At 67.5% G+C, this 17,417-nt stretch carries 19 protein-coding genes, 1 pseudogene and 1 riboswitch; of the genes and pseudogenes, 9 read left to right on the forward strand and 11 right to left on the reverse strand.

What is annotated here, in order from left to right; genetic code table 11:
• A partial coding sequence (locus EJK91_RS08290) for an integrase core domain-containing protein (protein WP_164517914.1) occupies positions 1 to 220 on the forward strand: 220 nt, incomplete at its 5' end.
• Positions 221 to 251: 31 nt separating this feature from the next.
• Here the strand turns inward: EJK91_RS08290 and EJK91_RS08300 are convergent.
• Positions 252 to 1,172: pseudogene (locus EJK91_RS08300) on the reverse strand (FAD-dependent monooxygenase); the annotation flags it as partial.
• A gap of 93 nt (positions 1,173 to 1,265) precedes the next feature.
• On the opposite strand from EJK91_RS08300, the gene EJK91_RS08305 reads away from it, so the two are divergent.
• Genes EJK91_RS08305 through EJK91_RS08315 form a run of 3 tightly spaced genes read left to right on the forward strand, consistent with a single transcriptional unit; the run spans position 1,266 to position 3,942 of the window.
• On the forward strand, positions 1,266 to 1,898 hold the full coding sequence (locus EJK91_RS08305; protein ID WP_125078669.1) for a TetR/AcrR family transcriptional regulator: 633 nt from the start codon (positions 1,266 to 1,268) through the stop codon (positions 1,896 to 1,898).
• Positions 1,895 to 3,001 carry a VOC family protein gene (locus EJK91_RS08310; protein ID WP_125078670.1) on the forward strand — a complete coding sequence of 369 codons (1,107 nt, stop codon included), beginning with the start codon at positions 1,895 to 1,897 and terminating at the stop codon, positions 2,999 to 3,001. Before EJK91_RS08305 ends, EJK91_RS08310 begins: the two co-directional genes overlap by 4 nt.
• On the forward strand, positions 2,998 to 3,942 hold the full coding sequence (locus EJK91_RS08315; RefSeq protein WP_125078671.1) for a fumarylacetoacetate hydrolase family protein: 945 nt from the start codon (positions 2,998 to 3,000) through the stop codon (positions 3,940 to 3,942). The genes EJK91_RS08310 and EJK91_RS08315 overlap by 4 nt, the downstream gene beginning before the upstream one ends.
• Here EJK91_RS08315 and EJK91_RS08320 read toward each other — a convergent pair.
• The 3 genes from EJK91_RS08320 to EJK91_RS08330 are packed head-to-tail and all read right to left on the reverse strand — an operon-like array spanning position 3,930 to position 5,146.
• Positions 3,930 to 4,313 carry a type II toxin-antitoxin system death-on-curing family toxin gene (locus EJK91_RS08320; protein WP_125078672.1) on the reverse strand — a complete coding sequence of 128 codons (384 nt, stop codon included), beginning with the start codon at positions 4,311 to 4,313 and terminating at the stop codon, positions 3,930 to 3,932. The genes EJK91_RS08315 and EJK91_RS08320 overlap by 13 nt on opposite strands.
• Before the next feature lie 6 nt (positions 4,314 to 4,319).
• Complete coding sequence (locus EJK91_RS08325) at positions 4,320 to 4,526, reverse strand: CopG family transcriptional regulator (RefSeq protein ID WP_125078673.1); 207 nt, start codon at positions 4,524 to 4,526, stop codon at positions 4,320 to 4,322.
• A gap of 41 nt (positions 4,527 to 4,567) precedes the next feature.
• The gene (locus EJK91_RS08330; protein ID WP_241178655.1) at positions 4,568 to 5,146 is read right to left on the reverse strand and encodes a TetR family transcriptional regulator; all 579 of its coding nucleotides are present in this window, start codon (positions 5,144 to 5,146) and stop codon (positions 4,568 to 4,570) included.
• Between the two features lie 160 nt (positions 5,147 to 5,306).
• On the opposite strand from EJK91_RS08330, the gene EJK91_RS08335 reads away from it, so the two are divergent.
• Both EJK91_RS08335 and EJK91_RS08340 read left to right on the forward strand, forming a co-directional pair.
• Complete coding sequence (locus tag EJK91_RS08335; RefSeq protein WP_125078675.1) at positions 5,307 to 6,164, forward strand: lysophospholipid acyltransferase family protein; 858 nt, start codon at positions 5,307 to 5,309, stop codon at positions 6,162 to 6,164.
• 29 nt (positions 6,165 to 6,193) lie between these two features.
• Entirely contained in the window at positions 6,194 to 6,796 is a 603-nt protein-coding gene (locus tag EJK91_RS08340; RefSeq protein ID WP_125078676.1) for a DedA family protein, read from the forward strand.
• Positions 6,797 to 6,809: 13 nt separating this feature from the next.
• Here EJK91_RS08340 and EJK91_RS08345 read toward each other — a convergent pair whose 3' ends face one another.
• The 3 genes from EJK91_RS08345 to EJK91_RS08355 are packed head-to-tail and all read right to left on the reverse strand — an operon-like array spanning position 6,810 to position 9,729.
• Positions 6,810 to 7,808, reverse strand: a complete 999-nt coding sequence (locus EJK91_RS08345) for an NAD(P)H-dependent flavin oxidoreductase (protein WP_125078677.1) — start codon at positions 7,806 to 7,808, stop codon at positions 6,810 to 6,812.
• Between the two features lie 40 nt (positions 7,809 to 7,848).
• Entirely contained in the window at positions 7,849 to 8,601 is a 753-nt protein-coding gene (locus tag EJK91_RS08350) for a 3-hydroxyacyl-CoA dehydrogenase (RefSeq protein WP_125078678.1), read from the reverse strand.
• 42 nt (positions 8,602 to 8,643) lie between these two features.
• Complete coding sequence (locus tag EJK91_RS08355; protein ID WP_125078679.1) at positions 8,644 to 9,729, reverse strand: CaiB/BaiF CoA transferase family protein; 1,086 nt, start codon at positions 9,727 to 9,729, stop codon at positions 8,644 to 8,646.
• A 51-nt stretch (positions 9,730 to 9,780) separates the two neighbouring features.
• Between EJK91_RS08355 and EJK91_RS08360 the strand changes: the two genes are divergently transcribed.
• The gene (locus tag EJK91_RS08360) at positions 9,781 to 10,590 is read left to right on the forward strand and encodes an enoyl-CoA hydratase (RefSeq protein ID WP_125078680.1); all 810 of its coding nucleotides are present in this window, start codon (positions 9,781 to 9,783) and stop codon (positions 10,588 to 10,590) included.
• Between the two features lie 83 nt (positions 10,591 to 10,673).
• On the opposite strand, the gene EJK91_RS08365 is transcribed toward EJK91_RS08360, so the two are convergent.
• The 4 genes from EJK91_RS08365 to EJK91_RS08380 all read right to left on the reverse strand — a co-directional run bounded on the left by EJK91_RS08365 (position 10,674) and on the right by EJK91_RS08380 (position 13,949).
• Positions 10,674 to 11,393 carry a CPBP family intramembrane glutamic endopeptidase gene (locus EJK91_RS08365; protein WP_046299997.1) on the reverse strand — a complete coding sequence of 240 codons (720 nt, stop codon included), beginning with the start codon at positions 11,391 to 11,393 and terminating at the stop codon, positions 10,674 to 10,676.
• An 80-nt stretch (positions 11,394 to 11,473) separates the two neighbouring features.
• The gene (locus EJK91_RS08370) at positions 11,474 to 11,992 is read right to left on the reverse strand and encodes a gamma carbonic anhydrase family protein (protein ID WP_024441153.1); all 519 of its coding nucleotides are present in this window, start codon (positions 11,990 to 11,992) and stop codon (positions 11,474 to 11,476) included.
• Between the two features lie 5 nt (positions 11,993 to 11,997).
• Positions 11,998 to 12,789, reverse strand: coding sequence for a crotonase/enoyl-CoA hydratase family protein (locus tag EJK91_RS08375; RefSeq protein WP_125078719.1), 792 nt, complete (start codon positions 12,787 to 12,789; stop codon positions 11,998 to 12,000).
• Between the two features lie 14 nt (positions 12,790 to 12,803).
• Positions 12,804 to 13,949, reverse strand: a complete 1,146-nt coding sequence (locus EJK91_RS08380; RefSeq protein WP_046299998.1) for a thiolase family protein — start codon at positions 13,947 to 13,949, stop codon at positions 12,804 to 12,806.
• Between the two features lie 105 nt (positions 13,950 to 14,054).
• On the opposite strand from EJK91_RS08380, the gene EJK91_RS08385 reads away from it, so the two are divergent.
• Together EJK91_RS08385 and metE are read left to right on the forward strand one after the other, a co-directional pair.
• Positions 14,055 to 14,714: an SDR family oxidoreductase gene (locus tag EJK91_RS08385; RefSeq protein WP_024441150.1), complete on the forward strand. Its 660-nt coding sequence runs from the start codon at positions 14,055 to 14,057 to the stop codon at positions 14,712 to 14,714.
• Positions 14,715 to 14,758: 44 nt separating this feature from the next.
• Positions 14,759 to 14,972, forward strand: a riboswitch (cobalamin riboswitch).
• A 136-nt stretch (positions 14,973 to 15,108) separates the two neighbouring features.
• The gene (metE, locus tag EJK91_RS08390; RefSeq protein WP_125078681.1) at positions 15,109 to 17,379 is read left to right on the forward strand and encodes a 5-methyltetrahydropteroyltriglutamate--homocysteine S-methyltransferase; all 2,271 of its coding nucleotides are present in this window, start codon (positions 15,109 to 15,111) and stop codon (positions 17,377 to 17,379) included.
• Positions 17,380 to 17,417: the final 38 nt, after the last annotated feature.

Below are 17,417 nucleotides of genomic sequence, written 5' to 3' on the forward strand. Positions count from 1 at the left end.
ATCACCCTGGCAGAACGCCTGGATCGAATCGTTCAACGGCCGCCTGCGCGACGAACTGCTCAACTCGTGGCGCTTCGACTCCCTGCGCGAAGCCCAAGTGATCATCGAAGACTGGAGGATCGACTACAACGCCAACAGACCGCATTCGGCCCACCGCGGACTCAGCCCAGCCGAGTTCGCCCTACAGTGGACCACGACCCACCAACCCCAAGCCGCATAACGACTGGACCATCAAATGGGTCCCCCTCAACGTCACGCACACCGGCGGACATACCCTGCCCGATCCACGGCGGCATGGCATGCGCGGCGTCGCCGGCCAGAAAGACCCGGCCCACCCGCCAGCGATCGGCTACGCGGACATGGTGGCTGTAGATAACCGCCCGCAGGATCTTGACGTGTTGATCGGTGATGCCCTGGCTGCCGAGGACTTTCCAGATCTCCTCCTCGCACAGCAGCTGCTGCTCGTCCTCACCGGCTCGGGCGGGAAACTCCCAGCGGTGGTGCCCCAGCGGGGTCGGGCAGTCGACCACCGGCCGGGCGGGATTGCAGTGAAACCGCAACCGGTCGTGGGCATCCCACTCTCGCAAGACCTTGGTGTCGATGACCACCCAGCGCTCCGCGTAGGTGCGGCCCGAATAGCCGATCCCCAGCTGTCCCCTGGTGGGCGACGCTCCCCCGTCGGCGGCGATCACATAGCGGGCACGAACCCGCTTGAGGGTGTCCTGGCCAAGGTCGGCGCAGAGCAGTTCGACGCCGTCGTCGTGAGACAGCACCCGCAGGCATTCGTGCTCCAGCAACACCTCGACGCCTGCATAGCGCTGCACACCTTCGCGCAGGACGCGGTCGACGGCGGGCTGGTACAAGAACTGCTGCGGCGGATGCCCGAAGCCGCGCGGCGTGATCTTCAGATCGATGAAGGGAACCCCCGCTGCGTCGACGAAATTCAACGGCCGATCCGGCAGCATGTCCTGCTGCAGTCGCTCGGCCAGGCCGACCGACTGCCAGACTCGCATGACCTCTTCGTCGGTGGAGATCGCCCGCGCACGCCCATAGATATCCGAATCGCGCTCGAGCACGATCACCTTCAGCTTGAGCCCGCCCAAGATGTTGGCGGCCGTAGCCCCGGTAGGTCCATAGCCGATCACCGCCACGTCGTAGGTGCCTGTAGTCACGATGCCCGCTCTCGCTTCCGAGAAACTTGTTCTGTAGTGATCGCTACGGTAATGTAGCGATCACTACAGAGTCAAGACCCGAGGAGAGGCGCGATGGCGACAACATCCCAGCCGAAGCGGCGCAAACGGGTTGATGGCGAGCTGTCCCGCGAGCGCATCCTCGACGCCGCCTCCGAGATCGCCGCCGAACGCGGCTACGAAGGCACCAGCATCGCCCTGGTCAGCGCCAAATGCGAGCTGCCGGCCAGCTCGATCTATTGGCACTTCAAGAACAAGGACGACCTGATCGCGGCCGTCATTGAGCGCAGCTTCGCCAGCTGGCTCAGCGCCTGGCAGGTTCCCGACGACGGCACTGCACTCGAGCGGGTTCAGGGGTTGGCGATGCAGATCGCCAAGGCCCTATTGGAATCACCGGACTTCATCCGCCTCGGGCTGATGCTGGCACTGGAACGCCGGCCCATCGAGGCGCGAGCGCGGGCGATGTTCATCCAGGCCCGAACCCAGACGGCCGTTGCGCTGACCCAGACTCTGAGCAAGCTCACCCCGGGGCTCACCGAGACCCAGATGCGTCAGCTGGTCACCTATGCGATCGCCGGAGCTGACGGCCTGTTCATCGCCGACGAAGTCGACGACCAGGCCGTGGATCTCATCGAGATGTTCGACATGCATGCCAATGCCCTCTACAGCACGGCGCTGCGCCTGCTCTCCGAGAACGCCGGACAATGACCCTGCACAGCACCCAGGGGGCGCACCGAGGCGAACACGCCGGCAGGTCAACCCAGCCGATCATCAAAGTCGAGGACCTGGCGTGGCTGGAATTCGACAAGCCCGACTTGGCGCGGGCCGAGAGATTCGCGCACGCCTTCGGGTTCGCCACCGCACAGCGGACCGAGCAGGAACTGCACCTGCGTGGCTCAGACGCCGCCGAACCGTGCGCGATCATCCGATGCGGGCGACGAAACCGTTTTCACGGCATAGCGTTTCGCGCACAGGATACGGCGGATCTGACGCGGCTGGCATCCGCGACCGGCGGCCGCATCACCCCGCTGCCCGACTCACTCGGCGGAGTAAGTGTGGATCTGCGCGATCCCAGCGGCGGGGCGGTTCGGGTCGTATCGTCCACCCACCAGCTCGACGCCCTACCTGCGCAAACCCCGCAGAGCTTGAACGTCGGTCACGCGGTGCGCAGGGTCAATGCCACCCAGCGCCCCGCGCGCACACCGGCGATCGTGCAGCGTCTCGGCCATGTGGTGCTGCAAAGCACCCGATACCTTCAGACGCTCAACTGGTACCTGGACACCCTCGGGATGATCGTCAGCGACTTTCTGTATTTCCCCGGGCAGCGCGATCGCGGACCGACCATGAGCTTCATCCGCTGCGACCGGGGCAGCATCCCGTCCGACCACCACACCCTGGCGATCGCGCTGGGCCCGGCTGATCGCTATGTCCATTCGGCGTATCAGGTCTGCGACCTCGACGCACTGGCCGCCGGTGGCGAGTACCTCAAAGACTTGGGTTATCAACGGTCTTGGGGCGTCGGTCGCCATATCCAGGGCAGTCAGATCTTTGACTACTGGCGCGATCCCGACGGTTTTTTGGTGGAACACTTCACCGACGGTGACGTGTTCGACAACACCGTGGAGGCGGGCTGGGCGCCGTTCACCGCTTCCGGGCTGGCCCAGTGGGGACCACCGGCCAGCAAGAACTTTCTCGGCACCGAGGTGCGGACGGCGCCCCATGAGGCGCGCGCAATCCTGGCCGCACTGCGCGACGACAACGAGTTCGACGTCCGCCGGCTGGCCGGCCTACTGAAAGTTGCCTCCTCATGACCGTTTCCGTCCTTCGCACCGCCGACGGCTGGTGGGTGTGCACGCCGTCCGGGGCCGCCCGGATCGATTCGCGCGCCACCACGACCGGAGAGCTGTTGGCCGATCGGGCCGCCATCGAAGGCGCTGCCCGCAGTGCGGACGTCGTCCCGGTGGACGGTCTCGCCCTGCTTTCCCCGGTGACGGCGCCGTGCCGGGTGATAGCCCAGATGACCAACTTCGTCTCGCACATCAAAGATGCCGGCATGAACCCCGCGACGGTGCCGCTGACCTTCTTCCGCAAGGCTTCCGCCTCGATTACCGGCCCGTTCGACGACGTGGTCAAGCCCAGCCATGTTTCCCTGCTCGATTACGAAGTCGAGATCGGCCTCGTTATCGGCCGTGACATCCCGGTCGGTGCAACGATTTCCGAGGCCGACCTGCCGCGGCTGATCGCCGGCCTGGTCGTCACCAACGACGTGTCCGCCCGCGATGTCCAACTGCCCCAGACCCAGTTCTACGAGGCCAAGTCCTACCCCGGATTCACCCCGGTCGGTCCGGCGCTGGTGCTGTTCGACGCGGCCGACTGGGCACGTTTCGGGCAGTTGCGCCTTCGCCTGGCGGTCAATGGCGAGATTCGGCAGGACATGACTGTGGACGGCGACATGGTGTATCGGCCCCTGCAAGCCCTGCAGAGCCTGACCCGGTTTCAGAATCTCGCGCCCGGTGATCTGATCCTGACCGGCACTCCGGTCGGCACCGCGCTCAGCGCCCCGCCCAAGCCGATCGAGATCCTCGGTGCGTTGCTGCCGCCGGCAGTGAAGTGGAAGGCCTTCTTCAAGCGGCAGGCCGGCAATCCCAAGTACCTGCGCGACGGCGACGTCGTCGAAGCCACCGTGGCAACCGACGACGGTGCGATCGATCTGGGCACCCAACGCAATACCGTGCGCCATCAGCCCTCCTGATGACTCCAGGCGCGCAGTTGCTCGGCGATGCCACCAAGGTCAGATAGCACACCGGTGGCGACCTCGATCACGAACTCGAACCGGTCGTCCTCCGCGGCGTTGATCCACTGATCATTGATGGCCAGGAAAGTTCGGCACGCCGTCCAAGCCAGCCGCTTGTTGCCGTCAACGAGCGCATGATTGCGCGCCAGCGAGTGCATCAGCGCGGCGGCCTTGAGGTGTAGATCCGGGTAGGCGTCCGCACCGAACACCGACGCGCGCGGCCGGGCCAACGCCGATTCCAACAGTCCGTAGTCGCGTACCGCGACATCGGCACCGACGGCACCCCGAGCAACCTCAAGCAGGTCCTCGAGATCGAGGTACTCGGTCATGCGACGTCATGCGTCCTTGAGACGTTCCAGAACCCCGGCTTCTTCGCGCAGCACCCGTTGCAGTGCCGTCGCAACATTCGCCTGGTGTGTCCGCCGCGCGATGTACTCATCGATCGCCGACAGCGCGACGGCCTGCATTGAGCGTCCCTCGGCATCAGCTTGCCGGCGCAGCGCCTCGGTCTGCTCATCGCTGGTACGCAACGTCATACCCATGAGGGGAATGATACCGGATTGATACCACTTAGCAGCGATCGTCACATCTCGCGCCGGCGCGGCGCGATGATCCGCGCGGCTGCTTCGACGGCCGCCGCGCGGTGTGCGGCGATATCGGCGTCGTCGAGGGCGTCTTGATGGGGCCAGTCCGCCCACGCGGTGCCGATCCCGAACAGCATCACCAGGAGATCCAGCGGCTTCCAGTGCGCGTCGACGTGTCCGGCGGCCTGCGCGGCCTCGATCGCGGCGAGTTCGCGGCCGGGGATGTCGTGACCCATGGATTGGTGTTCGGGAAACGGCAGGCCTTCCAGGCGCGCCCAGGTCATCATCCGCAAGTGCTCAGGATGCGCCCGAAGGACATCGAAGATCTCGCCGACGAATTCAGGCACGGCGTCGGGCCGCAGCGTCAGGGTGTCGAAGAATTCAGCGGCGTCAGTGAGCGCCACCAGTCGAAATAGGGATTCTTTATCGCCGAAGTGCGCGTACAGGCGTTCTTTACTTGCGTTGGCGCCCTTGGCGATCCGCTCAATGCGGGCACCGGTCAGGCCATATTGCGCGAACTCGGCACGTGCTGCGGCCAAGATCTCACCGCGTAACTGGCTGCCGGATCTGTTGGCCACACCGGGGATCATAACGATCCAGACGAACCCACCGGCCGGCATTGACAAACAAACCGGTTGGTTCGGTATGCTGAACCCCGTTGCGGCTCCAAAGCGGGCGTCGTCGCACGTCCCAGCGCCGCGACCGATAGGCCGTCAGCGAAAGGGATACGAAACGATCATGGGCACGCTCGCCGACGCACCGATCATCGACCAATCCGCGCAGGTGCGGGCCCTACGGCGCGCATTCGCCGCGATCAGCGACGCCTCCGCATCCGCGGTCGAGGCGTTCCGCCCGTACGTCGACGGCGCCGATCAACTGCCCGAGGACGGCCGATTCCTGCTGGTGGGCAATCACACCCAAGGCTGGATGGAGATCGTGTTGATCCCGCATTTCGTCCGGCAAACCATCGGCGCCCGGGTGCGGCCGCTGGCCGAACGCGGGATCGGCAAGATGCGCGGACCGCTGCGCGACGTTGCGTCCGCTTTCGGTGCCGTCGTCGGCAGCCCGGACAACGCCGGGGAATTGATGCGGCACGACCAAACCATCCTGGTGTTCCCGGGCGGCGGCCGTGAGATCGCCAAGTTCAAGGGCGAAGAACACCAGCTCAGCTGGCAGGGGCGTGCGGGGTTTGCGCGGGTAGCGATCGCCAACGACTATCCGATCGTCCCCGTGGGTCTGGTCGGCAGCGACGACATGTATGAGGGGCTGTTCTCCCGCCATAGCCGGTTGGGACAGCTCAGCCTTGCCGTGAGCGAAAAGATGACCGGACAGAAAGATGCTCCGGTACCGCTGATGAGGGGCATCGGCCCCACTCTCATGCCTCGGCCCCGTCGCATGTACTTGCGTTTCGGCACCCCGATCGACACCACCAAGCCGGCGGACATCTCCGGCGACGAATGGGTGACCACCGTCAAGCAGGCGACGCAGACCTCGTTGGAGAACATCCTCGCCGACCTGGTGAAGATCCAAGCGGACGACCCCTACCGCGCCCTGAATCCACTGGCCTGGCCTAGGGCCACCCAGCCCCGGCGATAACCTGCTCCAATCCTGAGGCCAAGACCCACATGCCCCCGTTCCCCCAGCTGCCCGAGCTGCCCCACGGCCCCGTTCTGTACCTGTTGCTGGCGGCGATAGTGGTTGCCTCCAGCATTCCGGTGCTGTCGATAGTGGTTGCGGCCGAACCGATTTTGATGACGCTGATCGTCCTCTCCCCGAACGGCCGACTGTCGATCATGACGCTCATGATCATCACGGTCGTGGCCGCGGTGCTGGGCGACGCACTGAGCTACGCACTCGGCAGGCGGTTCGGCCCGCGGTTGCTACGAACCCGACTTGCCGCACGTGCCAAGCGGATCACACGCAAAGCCGCCGAGACCCGACAGCGGAGCATGATGGGCGCACTGTTGGTACAACGCTGGGTTCCCCCAACCCGGGGTTTTGTGCCCGCACGACTGGGTGCCGCCCACAAACCCTTCGGCGTGGTTGTGGCCCTTTCCGCCCTGGCCAGCATGGTGTGGGCAGCCGTCATCATCGCCGGCAGCTACGCCGGTGGCGCCGCGCTGCTCGTCGTGATGCCGGTGTTGGGGCTGCTCGTTCCGGTCGCCGCCATAGCGCGACGCGTGGTCACCGCCCGGCGCGCCCGCAGTGCTCGCGCCGCGGCGGTTTGACCAGTCCGAAGGACTAGGCGACGTTCTCCTCGTCGTCGTCCTCGACCATGTTGCCCAGCCGTCCGAGGATGATCTCCTCGGCCTCGGACACCATCCGCGACACCAGCTCGTCGACGGTCGGAATGTCGTTGATGAGCCCCATCGCGGTGCCCACCGTCCAGATCCCGGCGTCGACGTCGCCTTCGTCGAAGACGCGGCGGCCGCGCACACCGGCCACCAACTCTTGGACGTCGGGGAACTGACCGCCGTTCTTGAGGATCTCCACGACCTCACGGGACACCGCGTTGCTGGCTACCCGCGCGGTGTTGTGCAGCGAGCGGAAGATCAGCTCGGTGCCGCGCTCGTCGCCGGCGACGATGGCTTCCTTGACGTTCTGGTGGATGCAGGACTCCACGGTGCACATGAACCGCGAGCCCATGTTGACGCCGTCGGCACCCAGGGCCAGCGCCGCGACCAGGCCGCGGGCGTCGGCGAAACCGCCGGAGGCGATCATCGGGATCTCGATCTGCGCCGCGGCGGCTGGGATCAGCACCAGGCCCGGGATGTCGTCCTCACCCGGGTGGCCCGCACATTCGAACCCGTCGATGCTGATGCCGTCCACGCCCAGGCTCTGCGCCTTGACCGCGTGCCGCACCGAGGTGCACTTGTGCAGCACCTTGATTCCGTTGTCGTGAAACATCGGCAGGTGCGGCGCCGGGTTGGATCCGGCAGTCTCGACGATCTTGATGCCGGCGTCGACGATCACCTGGCGGTACTCGTCGTAGGGCGGCGGGTTGATCGCCGGGAGGATGGTCAGGTTCACCCCGAACGGCTTGTCGGTGAGATCCCGGGTCTTGGCGATCTCGTTGGCCAGGTCGGCCGGCGTCGGCTGGGTGAGCGCGGTCAGGAAACCCAGCGCCCCGGCGTTGGCGACCGCGGCCACCAGCTCCGCGCGACCCACCCACTGCATGCCGCCTTGGGCGATGGGATGCTCGACACCGAACGTCTCGGTGAACTTCGTTGTAATGGCCATAAGGACTCCTAGCTCTGCTTGATGCTCTTCGCGCAGGAACTCATCGGGGTGCCATCCGGATGGCACCGTCGAGGCGGATGACCTCGCCGTTGAGCATCGGGTTGTTGATGATGTGCTCGGCCAGGGCGCCGTACTCGTCGGGGTCACCGAGCCGCGACGGGTGCGGCACCTGCGCACCCAGCGACTTCTGCGCCTCCTCGGGCAGCGAGCCCAGCAGCGGCGTCTTGAACAGCCCCGGAGCGATGGTGCAGACCCGGATCAGTTCACGCGACAGGTCACGGGCGATCGGCAGCGTCATACCGACCACGCCGCCCTTGGACGCCGAGTAGGCGGCCTGCCCGATCTGGCCCTCGAACGCCGCGACCGAGGCGGTGTTGATGATGACGCCACGCTCGCCGTTGATCGGCTCGGTCTTGGCGATCCGCTCGGCCGAGAGCCGCAGCACGTTGAAGGTGCCGATCAGGTTGACCTGGATGATCTTGCTGAAGGCATCCAGCGGGAAGGCGCCGTCCTTGCTCAGCGTCTTGATCGCGTTGCCGATTCCCGCGCAGTTGACGTTGATCCGCACCGGGCCAAGAGATTCCGCGACGTCCAGGGCCGCGCTGACCGCCTCGGGGTCGGCCACGTTGGCCTCCGCGAAGCGAGCCCGGTCACCGAGCTCATTGACCACGTCCTCGCCCTTGAGGTCGATCACCACCACCTGGCCGCCGGCGTCCAGCAGGCGTTTTGCCGTCGCCAATCCCAACCCGGAGGCACCGCCGGTGACAACGGCTACCGCGTCCTTGATCTGCACTCTCTTGGCCCCTCTCGATCCCAACCGTCTGGTTGGTCGGGACTATACCCAGTCGCTCCGGATGGACTCGTTGTCGGCTCCCAGAACGGCCGGCGGGGTCGGGACATCGGGAACGCTGCGGGAGAACCGCGGCGCCGGCATCGGCTGCAGGTAACCGTCGACGTCGTAGAAGGTGTCGCGCTCGGTGATGTGCGAATCGGCCTGCACCTCGTTGAACGCCAACACCGGCGCCACACAGGCATCGGAGGTGGCGAACACCTTGGCCCAGTGGTCGCGGTCGTGGGCGGCGAACGCCTTGGTGAACACCTCGCGCAGCTCCGGCCAGCGGGCGGTGTCGTTCTGCGCCGGCAGCTCGGCCGGGTCCAGCTCCAGCTTGGCCAGCAGTTCGGCGTAGAACTGCGGCTCGATCGAGCCGACCGAGACGTATTTGCCGTCGGCACATTCGTAGGTGTCGTAGTAGGGCGCTCCGGTGTCGAGCATGTTGACGCCGCGCTCGTCGCTCCACAGCCCCTGCGCGCGGAAGCTCCACATCATCGCCGAGAGCACGCTGGCCCCGTCGACCATCGCCGCATCGATCACCTGGCCCTTGCCTGAACGCTGCAGCTCCCACAGCGCGGCCAGGATGCCGACCAGCAGGAACATCGATCCGCCGCCGAAGTCACCGGTCAGGTTCAGCGGCGGTACGGGGCGCTCCCCCTTGCGGCCGACGGAGTGCAGCAGGCCGTTGAGCGAGATGTAGTTGATGTCATGGCCGGCCTGCTGAGCGCGGGGACCGGTCTGCCCCCAGCCGGTCATCCGTCCGTAGATCAGCCGCTCGTTGACCTTGGCGCAGTCCTCCGGGCCGAGGCCGAGGCGCTCGGTCACACCCGGCCGGAAGCCCTCGATCAGCACATCGGCCTTCGCCACCAACTGCAGCACCAGGTCACGGCCTTCGGGCGACTTCAGGTCGGCGGTCACCGAACGCCGGTTGCGCAGCATGGTGTCCTTACTGGCCCCGCCACCGAATTTCGGCGGCCGCTCCACGCGGACCACATCAGCACCCAGGTCGCCGAGGATCATCGCTGCGTGCGGCCCCGGTCCGATGCCGGCCAGCTCGATGACCCGCAGCCCCGCCAGTGGTCCCGCCATATCTGCCTCCTCGTCGTGTGCCTGTGTGATGTGCATCCTAGGGTGAGGGCCATGACTGCAATCGACTCCGGCATCGACAGCCTCGCCCCGGTGGCCGGCGTGGCCGTAGCCCTGGCCGACGGGGTGCTCTCGGTGACCATCGACCGCCCCGACAGCCTCAACTCGGTGACCACGTCGGTGATGGCCGGCATCGCCGACGCCATGGAAGCGGCCGCCCGCGACCCGCGGGTGCGCGTGGTGCGGTTCGGCGGGGCGGGGCGCGGTTTCTGCTCGGGAGCGGGGATCAGCGCCGAGGACGCTACCGACGGCGTTCCCACCGAGATCATCGTCGAGGCCAACCGCGCAATCCGTGCGATGGTCGCGTTGCCGCGGCCGGTGGTGGCCGTGGTGCAGGGTCCGTGTGCCGGTATCGGCGTGTCACTGGCCCTGGCCTGCGACTTGGTGGTGGCCTCGGACAAGGCCTTTTTCCTGTTGGCGTTCACCAAGATCGGGCTGATGCCCGACGGTGGCGCCTCCGAGTTGGTGGCCGCGGCCGTGGGCCGGACCCGCGCCATGCGGCTGGCGCTGCTGGCCGAACGACTGTCCGCGGCCGACGCCCTGGATTGGGGCCTGATCAGCGCGGTGTACCCGGCCGAGGAGTTCGACGCCGAGGTGGACAAGCTGCTGGCCGGCTTGCTGGCCGGACCCGCCGCAGCGTTCGCCAAGACCAAGCACGCCATCAACACCGCGACCCTGACCGAGCTGGACGCTACCCTGGACCGCGAATACGTCGGGCAGTCAATCCTGTTGAACGCCCACGACTTCCGCGAAGGAGCTCGTGCTTTTCAGGAGCGCCGCTCCCCCAATTTCACCGACTCGTAAGCGGTGACGAGCGTGCGCAGAATGCCACGCTCAAGGGCGTGTCGCCGTGCAAACACGCACCCTCGCGCAGGGGGTTGGGGCCGCTACATCCCGAAGATCGGGGGCAGCGCCAGCACCATCATCAGCCCCCACACCAGGTGGGTCAGCACCGGAGCCAGCACGCCACCGGTAGCGCGGCGCTCGAAGGCACAGACGGTACCGAGTATCACCGCGGCCAACCCGACCATGAGGTTGCCCGCGGCCATCATCGCCGCGACGTAGAGCAGGGTGGAGAACACCAGCGGGGAGCGACGACCGAAGGCGCTGAACAGTGCGCCGCGGAAGAACAGCTCCTCGGCGATCGCGTTGACAAGTGCGATCAGTACCACCAGCCGCCACGAAGCTTCGGTGGTGTAGGCCAGGATCGCGACCACCTGATCGGCCAGCGGCGGAATGCCCTGCACCGCAAGCCCGCCCAGCAGGAACACGCCGCCCAGTACCAGGCCGACGCCGGTGCCGGTGAATACCGGCCGCTCGTTGCGTCCGCGGAACCGCAACACGCCCAGGTGCAGCGGTCCGGCCACCACCGCCCCCACCGTCCAGACCGCGGCCAAGACCAGCGAGAGCCAGTAGAACGACGGGTCGCCGGGAAGCTTGCTGTGCATGGCGACCAGTACCGCTGCGCCGATCAGCACGACCACTCCGACCACGGCGCGCCGCCGCTGCACCACTGCCCGTGGTTCGTGATAGGGCGGCGCGACCCGGCTCATGATGTCGGTGATCTCACGCAGCAGGCCGGGGCGAGTTGGACTGATCTGGGTCATAGGAGGACGTCCCCTCAGCGGCGGGTTGAGCAACGTCCCTAAAACGTAGCGGCGAAACGGCGGCCGGTGGCCCAAATGCGTTAGTTCGCTCGATGGACTTCGATCAGTCGCCGGTATGCCGCGGCATTGTGCCGATTGTTGCGGACCTCGGCCTCGCTCAGGTCGCGCCGCACCCGGCCCGGAACCCCCGACACCAGTGACCGCGGCGGCACCACCATCCCCTGCGGGATGACGGCACCGGCCGCGACCAGCGAGCCCTCCCCCACCACGGCGCCATTGAGGACGATCGCTCCCATGCCGATCAGGCAGTCGTCCTCAATGGTGCAACCGTGCAGCACCGCGTTGTGCCCGACGCTGACGTGCGCCCCCACCCGACAGGGGAACTCCTTGTCGACGTGGATGGTCACGCCGTCCTGGATGTTGGTGTCGATGCCGATCTCGATCGGTTCGACCTCGGCGCGCAGGGTCGCCGAGTACCAGACGCTGGCCCGGGCGGCCAGGCTGACCTGGCCGATCAGGCTGGCGTTGGGCGCCACCCAGGACTCCGGGTGTAGCTGCGGGGCGCGCCCGCGGATGGAGATGAGAAGCGGCTCGGGCACGCCGCTCAACGCGCCTTCCACACTGGTGCACGCTTCTCGGCGAACGCCCGGGGTCCCTCCTTGGCGTCCTCGGACCGCAGCACGGCGGAGAACTCCCGGCCGGTGCGAGCCCAACCGTCGACTTCGCCGGGGATGGCGCCGTCATCGACGCCGTAGGCGATCCGCTTGCTGGCCCGCACCGACAGCGGCGCGTTGCTGGTGATCCGTTCGGCCAGCTCGAGTGCTGCCTGCAGCGCCCCGCCGTCCTCGACCACCCGGTTGACCAGTCCCCAGCGGGCCGCGTCGGCCGCCGAGATGGGCTCCCCGGTGTAGAGCAGTTCCAGCGCGATCTTGCGGGGCAATTGGTCGACGATGCGGAACACCCCGCCGGCACCGGCGATCAGGCCACGCTTGACCTCGGGCAGCCCGAACTGGGCGCGCTGCTCGGCGATCACCAGGTCGCTGGCCAGCGCGATCTCGGTGCCGCCGCCCAGCGCGGTGCCGTTGACCGCCGCGATGACGGGCTTGTCGATGAAGTGCTGCACGAAGCCGGCGAAACCCCACTCCGGGTGCTCCGGGTGGTAGATGTTCTCCCGGTTGGCGATCGCCTTGAGGTCGGCTCCGGCACTGAACGACTTGTCGCCGGCGCCGGTGAGCACGACCGCGCGTACCTCGTCGTCGTCTTGAGCCTGCGCCAAGGCGTCACCGATGCCGGCACTGACGGCGCCGTTGATCGCGTTGCGGGCGTCGGGCCGGTTGATCGTGACCACCAGTACGCCGCCGTCGCGCCGTTCTACCAGAACGGCCTCTTCACCCACAGCGGCTTCCGCACTCACAGCAGCTCCAAGATGGTGGCGTTGGCCTGGCCGCCGCCTTCGCACATGGTCTGCAGTCCGTAGCGAATCCCGTTGGCGCGCATGTGGTAGAGCATGGTGGTCATGATCCGGGCGCCGGAGCCGCCGAGCGGGTGACCCAGTGCGATCGCCCCGCCGTTGGGGTTGAGCTTCTTCAGGTCGGCACCGATCTCGGCCAGCCACGCCATCGGCACCGGGGCGAACGCCTCGTTGACCTCGAACACCCCGATGTCGTCGACGCTGAGGCCGGAGCGCTGCAGCGCCTTCTGGGTGGCCGGGATCGGCGCGGACAGCATCATCACCGGGTCGGCACCGGCCAGTGTCGCGGTGTGCACCCGTGCCAGCGGGGTCAGGCCCAGTTCCTTGGCCTTCTCCGCCGACATGAACAGCAGCGCGGCCGAACCGTCGGAGATCTGGCTGGAGTTACCGGCGTGAATCACGCCGTCCTCCTTGAAAGCAGGCTTGAGCTGCGCCATCTTCTCCAGGGTAGTCCCCCGGCGGATGCCCTCGTCCGCACTGATGACGTTGCCCTCGGGGTCGGTGATCGAGACGATCTCGTCCTTGAAGGCGCCGGCGTCCTGTGCGGCGCCGGCCTTGTCGTGCGACGCCAGCGCGAACTCGTCGAGCGCGGTGCGGCTCAGGCCCCACTTGGTGGCCATCATCTCCGCACCGATGCCCTGGTTGGGGGTCTGGCTGTAGCGCGCCTTGAAGGAGTCGCCGTAGGGGCGCCCGCCGTTGGCCAGCGACGAACCCATCGGGGTCCGTGACATCGACTCGACGCCCCCGGCCACCACGACGTCGTAGTGCCCGGCGACCACACCGGCCGCGGCGAAGTGCACCGACTGCTGGCTGGATCCACACTGGCGGTCCACGGTCACCGCGGGCACCGTCTCCGGCCAGCCCGCGCTCAGCACCGCGGTGCGGCCGATGTCCAGGGCCTGCTCACCGGCCTGCATGACACAGCCCCAGATCACGTCGTCGACCAGCGCCGGGTCCACGCCGGCCCGGTTGACCAGCCCGTTGAGCACCTGGGCGGACAGTTCGGCCGGGTGTACCCCGGACAGTCCGCCGTTGCGCTTGCCGATCGGCGCGCGCACCGCTTCGACGATGACGGCTTCAGCCATGGGTGCTCCTTAGTTCGTTCGGGGTCTTGTTGCCTCGATTGTCGACGGGCGCGCCCGGCCGGTGTCAGCGGGGGTCACTCCGGGCTCCCGCGTACCGTCGATTCCATGGCACGCATTGTGATCATCGGTGGCCACGGCAAGGTCGCCCTGCTGCTCGCCCCGATTCTTTCCCAAACCCGCAACCAGGTCAGTTCGGTGTTCCGCAACCCCGACCACGCCGAGGAGGTCGCGGTCACCGGCGCGGTCCCGGTGGTGGCCGACATCGAGCAGCTCGACACCGACGGCCTGGCGCGGCTGGTGGCCGATCACGACGCGGTGGTGTTCTCCGCCGGCGCCGGTGGCGGGAACCCCGCCCGTACCTACGCCGTCGACCGCGATGCCGCCATCCGCACCATCGACGCCGCCGCGCAGGCCGGCGTGCGGCGGTTCGTCATGGTGTCCTACTTCGGCGCCGGCCCCGATCACGGTGTGGCCGAGGGCGACCCGTTCTATCCGTACGCTCAGGCCAAGGCCGCCGCCGACGCCCACCTGCGCGCCACCGACCTGGACTGGACGGTGCTGGGACCCAGCCGGCTGACCCTTGAGCCGGCGACCGGCCGGATCGCCGTCGGCCCCGACCCCGGCAAAGGGCAGGTCTCCCGCGGCAACGTCGCGTTGGCGATCGCAGCCTGCCTGGCCGACAACTCGACCATCGGCCGCACCATCGAATTCAACGACGGCCAGAGCCCGATCCCGGAGGCACTCGCGGCCGGCCGAGCCGAGTAACCTCGATCACGCAACTGGTTTGCCGTTGTCGCCGCCAGGCGGCCTCGGCATCGAGCGCACCGCGGTTTACGCAGTTTTCCGTGGAGCGCAAGAGGGAACCCGGTGAGAATCCGGGACTGTCCCGCAGCGGTATGCAGGAACGACCGCCGTCATAAGCACTGGTCACGGGTTCGCCCACCGACTGGGAAGCGACGGCCATTAGGAGCACCTCGGTGCGTGCCTGCGAGTCCGAATACCTGCCCGTTGTGCTGGGCGCGCCGCGCCCGGCGGATCAACGCCTCGCGGAATAGGCGTCTGGTTTTGAGGGTTATAGTGCTTTATATATAGGCACGGGACCGGATCAGCTGGGCGGCTGCTGGCGTTGACCCACCCTCGTCGATCGAAGGATCAAATCGTGACCGTTCAACCTTTTACCGCCACCGTTCTCGGCTCACCGCGAATCGGGCCGCGACGCGAACTCAAGCGCGCCACCGAAAGCTACTGGGCCGGCCGCATCGGCCAGGACGAACTGAAGACGGTGGCCGCCGGCCTGCGCCGGGACACCTGGGCACAGCTGGCCGCCGCCGGGCTGGACTCGGTGCCGGTGAACACGTTCTCCTACTACGACCAGATGCTCGACACCGCAGTACTGCTGGGCGCACTGCCGGCCCGGGTGGCCGGCGTCGCCGACGAGCTGGACCGCTACTTCGCCGCCGCCCGGGGCAACGCCGAGATCGCTCCGCTGGAGATGACGAAGTGGTTCGACACCAACTACCACTACATCGTTCCCGAGATCGGCCCGGACACGAAGTTCTCGCTGAACCCGGCCAAGGTGCTCTCCGAGCTCGCCGAGGCCCAGGAGCAGGGCATCAACGCTCGTCCGGTGATCATCGGGCCGGTCACCTTCCTGCTGCTGAGCAAGGCCGTCGACGGTGCGGACGCACCGATCTCGCGCCTTGACGAGTTGACCGGCGTCTACGCCGAGTTGTTGGGCAAGCTGGCCGACGCCGGCGCACAGTGGGTGCAGATCGACGAGCCGGTGCTGGTGACCGACATCTCGGCGGACGCCCCCGCGTTGGCCGAGCAGGTCTACAACCGTCTCGGCGGGCTGAGCAAGCGGCCGGCGATCTTCGTGGCCACCTACTTCGGTGACCCCGGGGCCGGGCTGCCCGCCCTGGCCCGCACTCCGGTCGAGGCGATCGGCGTCGACCTGGTCTACGGCGCGGACACCAAGATCGCGTCGGTGCCGGAGCTGGCCTCCAAGATGCTGGTCGCAGGCGTGGTCGACGGCCGCAACATCTGGCGTACCGACCTGCAGGCCGCGCTGGCCAAGCTGGCGGCACTGCTGGGATCGGCGGATGCGGTTGCTGTATCGACGTCGTGCTCGACATTGCACGTGCCCTACTCGCTGGAGCCCGAGACCGGCCTGGACGACGCGCTGCGCAGCTGGCTCGCCTTCGGCGCCGAGAAGGTGACCGAAGTGGCCACCCTGGCCCGCGCCCTGCGTGAGGGCCGCGACGCGGTCGCCGAACAGATCGCCGCGTCCAATGCCGCGGTTGCCTCCCGCAGGTCCGACCCGCGGCTGAACAACGCGGCGCTGCGCGCCCAGATCGCCACGATCAAGGAGGCGGGCATCCAGCGCGGATCGGCCGAAGAGCGACGCGCCGCTCAGGAGGAGCGGCTGCACCTACCGCCGCTGCCGACCACCACCATCGGTTCGTTCCCGCAGACGGTGGAGATCCGCAAGGCGCGTGCCGCGCTGGTGGCCGGCGAGATCGACGAGGCGGAGTACACCAACCGGATGAAGGCCGAAGTGGCCGCGGTCATCAAGCTGCAGGAAGAACTCGGCCTCGACGTGCTGGTGCACGGCGAGCCGGAGTGCAACGACATGGTGCAGTACTTCGCCGAGCAGCTGGACGGCTTCTTCGCCACCAGTAACGGCTGGGTGCAGTCTTACGGCAGCCGCTGCGTGCGCCCGCCGGTGCTGTTCGGTGACGTCGCGCGGCCCAAGCCGATGACGGTCGATTGGGCCACCTACGCCCAGTCGCTGACCGACAGGCCGGTCAAGGGCATGCTCACCGGTCCGGTGACCATCCTGGCCTGGTCGTTCGTCCGTGACGACCAGCCGCTGGCCGACACCGCCTATCAGGTGGCGCTGGCGATTCGCGAGGAGACGGTGGATCTGGAATCCGCCGGGATCGCGGTGATCCAGGTCGACGAGCCGGCCCTGCGTGAGCTGCTGCCGGTGCGCGACGCCGACAAGGCGGCCTACCTGGAGTGGGCGGTCGGCTCGTTCCGGCTGTCCACCTCCGGCGTGTCCAACGCGACGCAGATCCACACGCACCTGTGCTACTCGGAGTTCGGTGAGGTGATCGGTGCGATCGCGGACCTGGACGCCGACGTCACCTCGATCGAGGCGGCCCGCTCGCACATGGAGGTGCTCGACGACCTCAACGCGATCGGGTTCTCCAACGGTGTCGGGCCGGGCGTCTACGACATCCACTCGCCGCGTGTTCCCAGCACCGACGAGATGGCGTCGTCGCTACGCGAGGCACTGAGTGCCGTTCCCGCGCAACGCCTCTGGGTCAACCCGGATTGCGGCCTGAAGACCCGCAAGACCGACGAGGTCACCGCGTCCCTGGCCAACCTGGTCGCTGCCGCGAAGGAAGCCCGCGCCGGCCTGTGACCGTCTGACATGTTGCGCCCCAGAGCTTTTCTGGGGCG

The organism is Mycobacterium sp. P7213, from assembly GCF_900604305.1.
Classification (GTDB): domain Bacteria; phylum Actinomycetota; class Actinomycetes; order Mycobacteriales; family Mycobacteriaceae; genus Mycobacterium.

Coding starts and splice junctions, on each gene's coding strand:
- EJK91_RS08365 (WP_046299997.1), bottom strand. CDS start 11,393: ATGACCCAGATCAGTCCAACTCGCCCCGGCCTGCTGCGTGAGATCACC.
- EJK91_RS08360 (WP_125078680.1), top strand. CDS start 9,781: ATGACTGCAATCGACTCCGGCATCGACAGCCTCGCCCCGGTGGCCGGC.
- EJK91_RS08355 (WP_125078679.1), bottom strand. CDS start 9,729: ATGGCGGGACCACTGGCGGGGCTGCGGGTCATCGAGCTGGCCGGCATC.
- EJK91_RS08305 (WP_125078669.1), top strand. CDS start 1,266: ATGGCGACAACATCCCAGCCGAAGCGGCGCAAACGGGTTGATGGCGAG.
- EJK91_RS08325 (WP_125078673.1), bottom strand. CDS start 4,526: ATGGGTATGACGTTGCGTACCAGCGATGAGCAGACCGAGGCGCTGCGC.
- EJK91_RS08380 (WP_046299998.1), bottom strand. CDS start 13,949: ATGGCTGAAGCCGTCATCGTCGAAGCGGTGCGCGCGCCGATCGGCAAG.
- EJK91_RS08315 (WP_125078671.1), top strand. CDS start 2,998: ATGACCGTTTCCGTCCTTCGCACCGCCGACGGCTGGTGGGTGTGCACG.
- EJK91_RS08345 (WP_125078677.1), bottom strand. CDS start 7,808: ATGGCCATTACAACGAAGTTCACCGAGACGTTCGGTGTCGAGCATCCC.
- EJK91_RS08385 (WP_024441150.1), top strand. CDS start 14,055: ATGGCACGCATTGTGATCATCGGTGGCCACGGCAAGGTCGCCCTGCTG.
- EJK91_RS08335 (WP_125078675.1), top strand. CDS start 5,307: ATGGGCACGCTCGCCGACGCACCGATCATCGACCAATCCGCGCAGGTG.
- EJK91_RS08320 (WP_125078672.1), bottom strand. CDS start 4,313: ATGACCGAGTACCTCGATCTCGAGGACCTGCTTGAGGTTGCTCGGGGT.
- EJK91_RS08310 (WP_125078670.1), top strand. CDS start 1,895: ATGACCCTGCACAGCACCCAGGGGGCGCACCGAGGCGAACACGCCGGC.
- EJK91_RS08340 (WP_125078676.1), top strand. CDS start 6,194: ATGCCCCCGTTCCCCCAGCTGCCCGAGCTGCCCCACGGCCCCGTTCTG.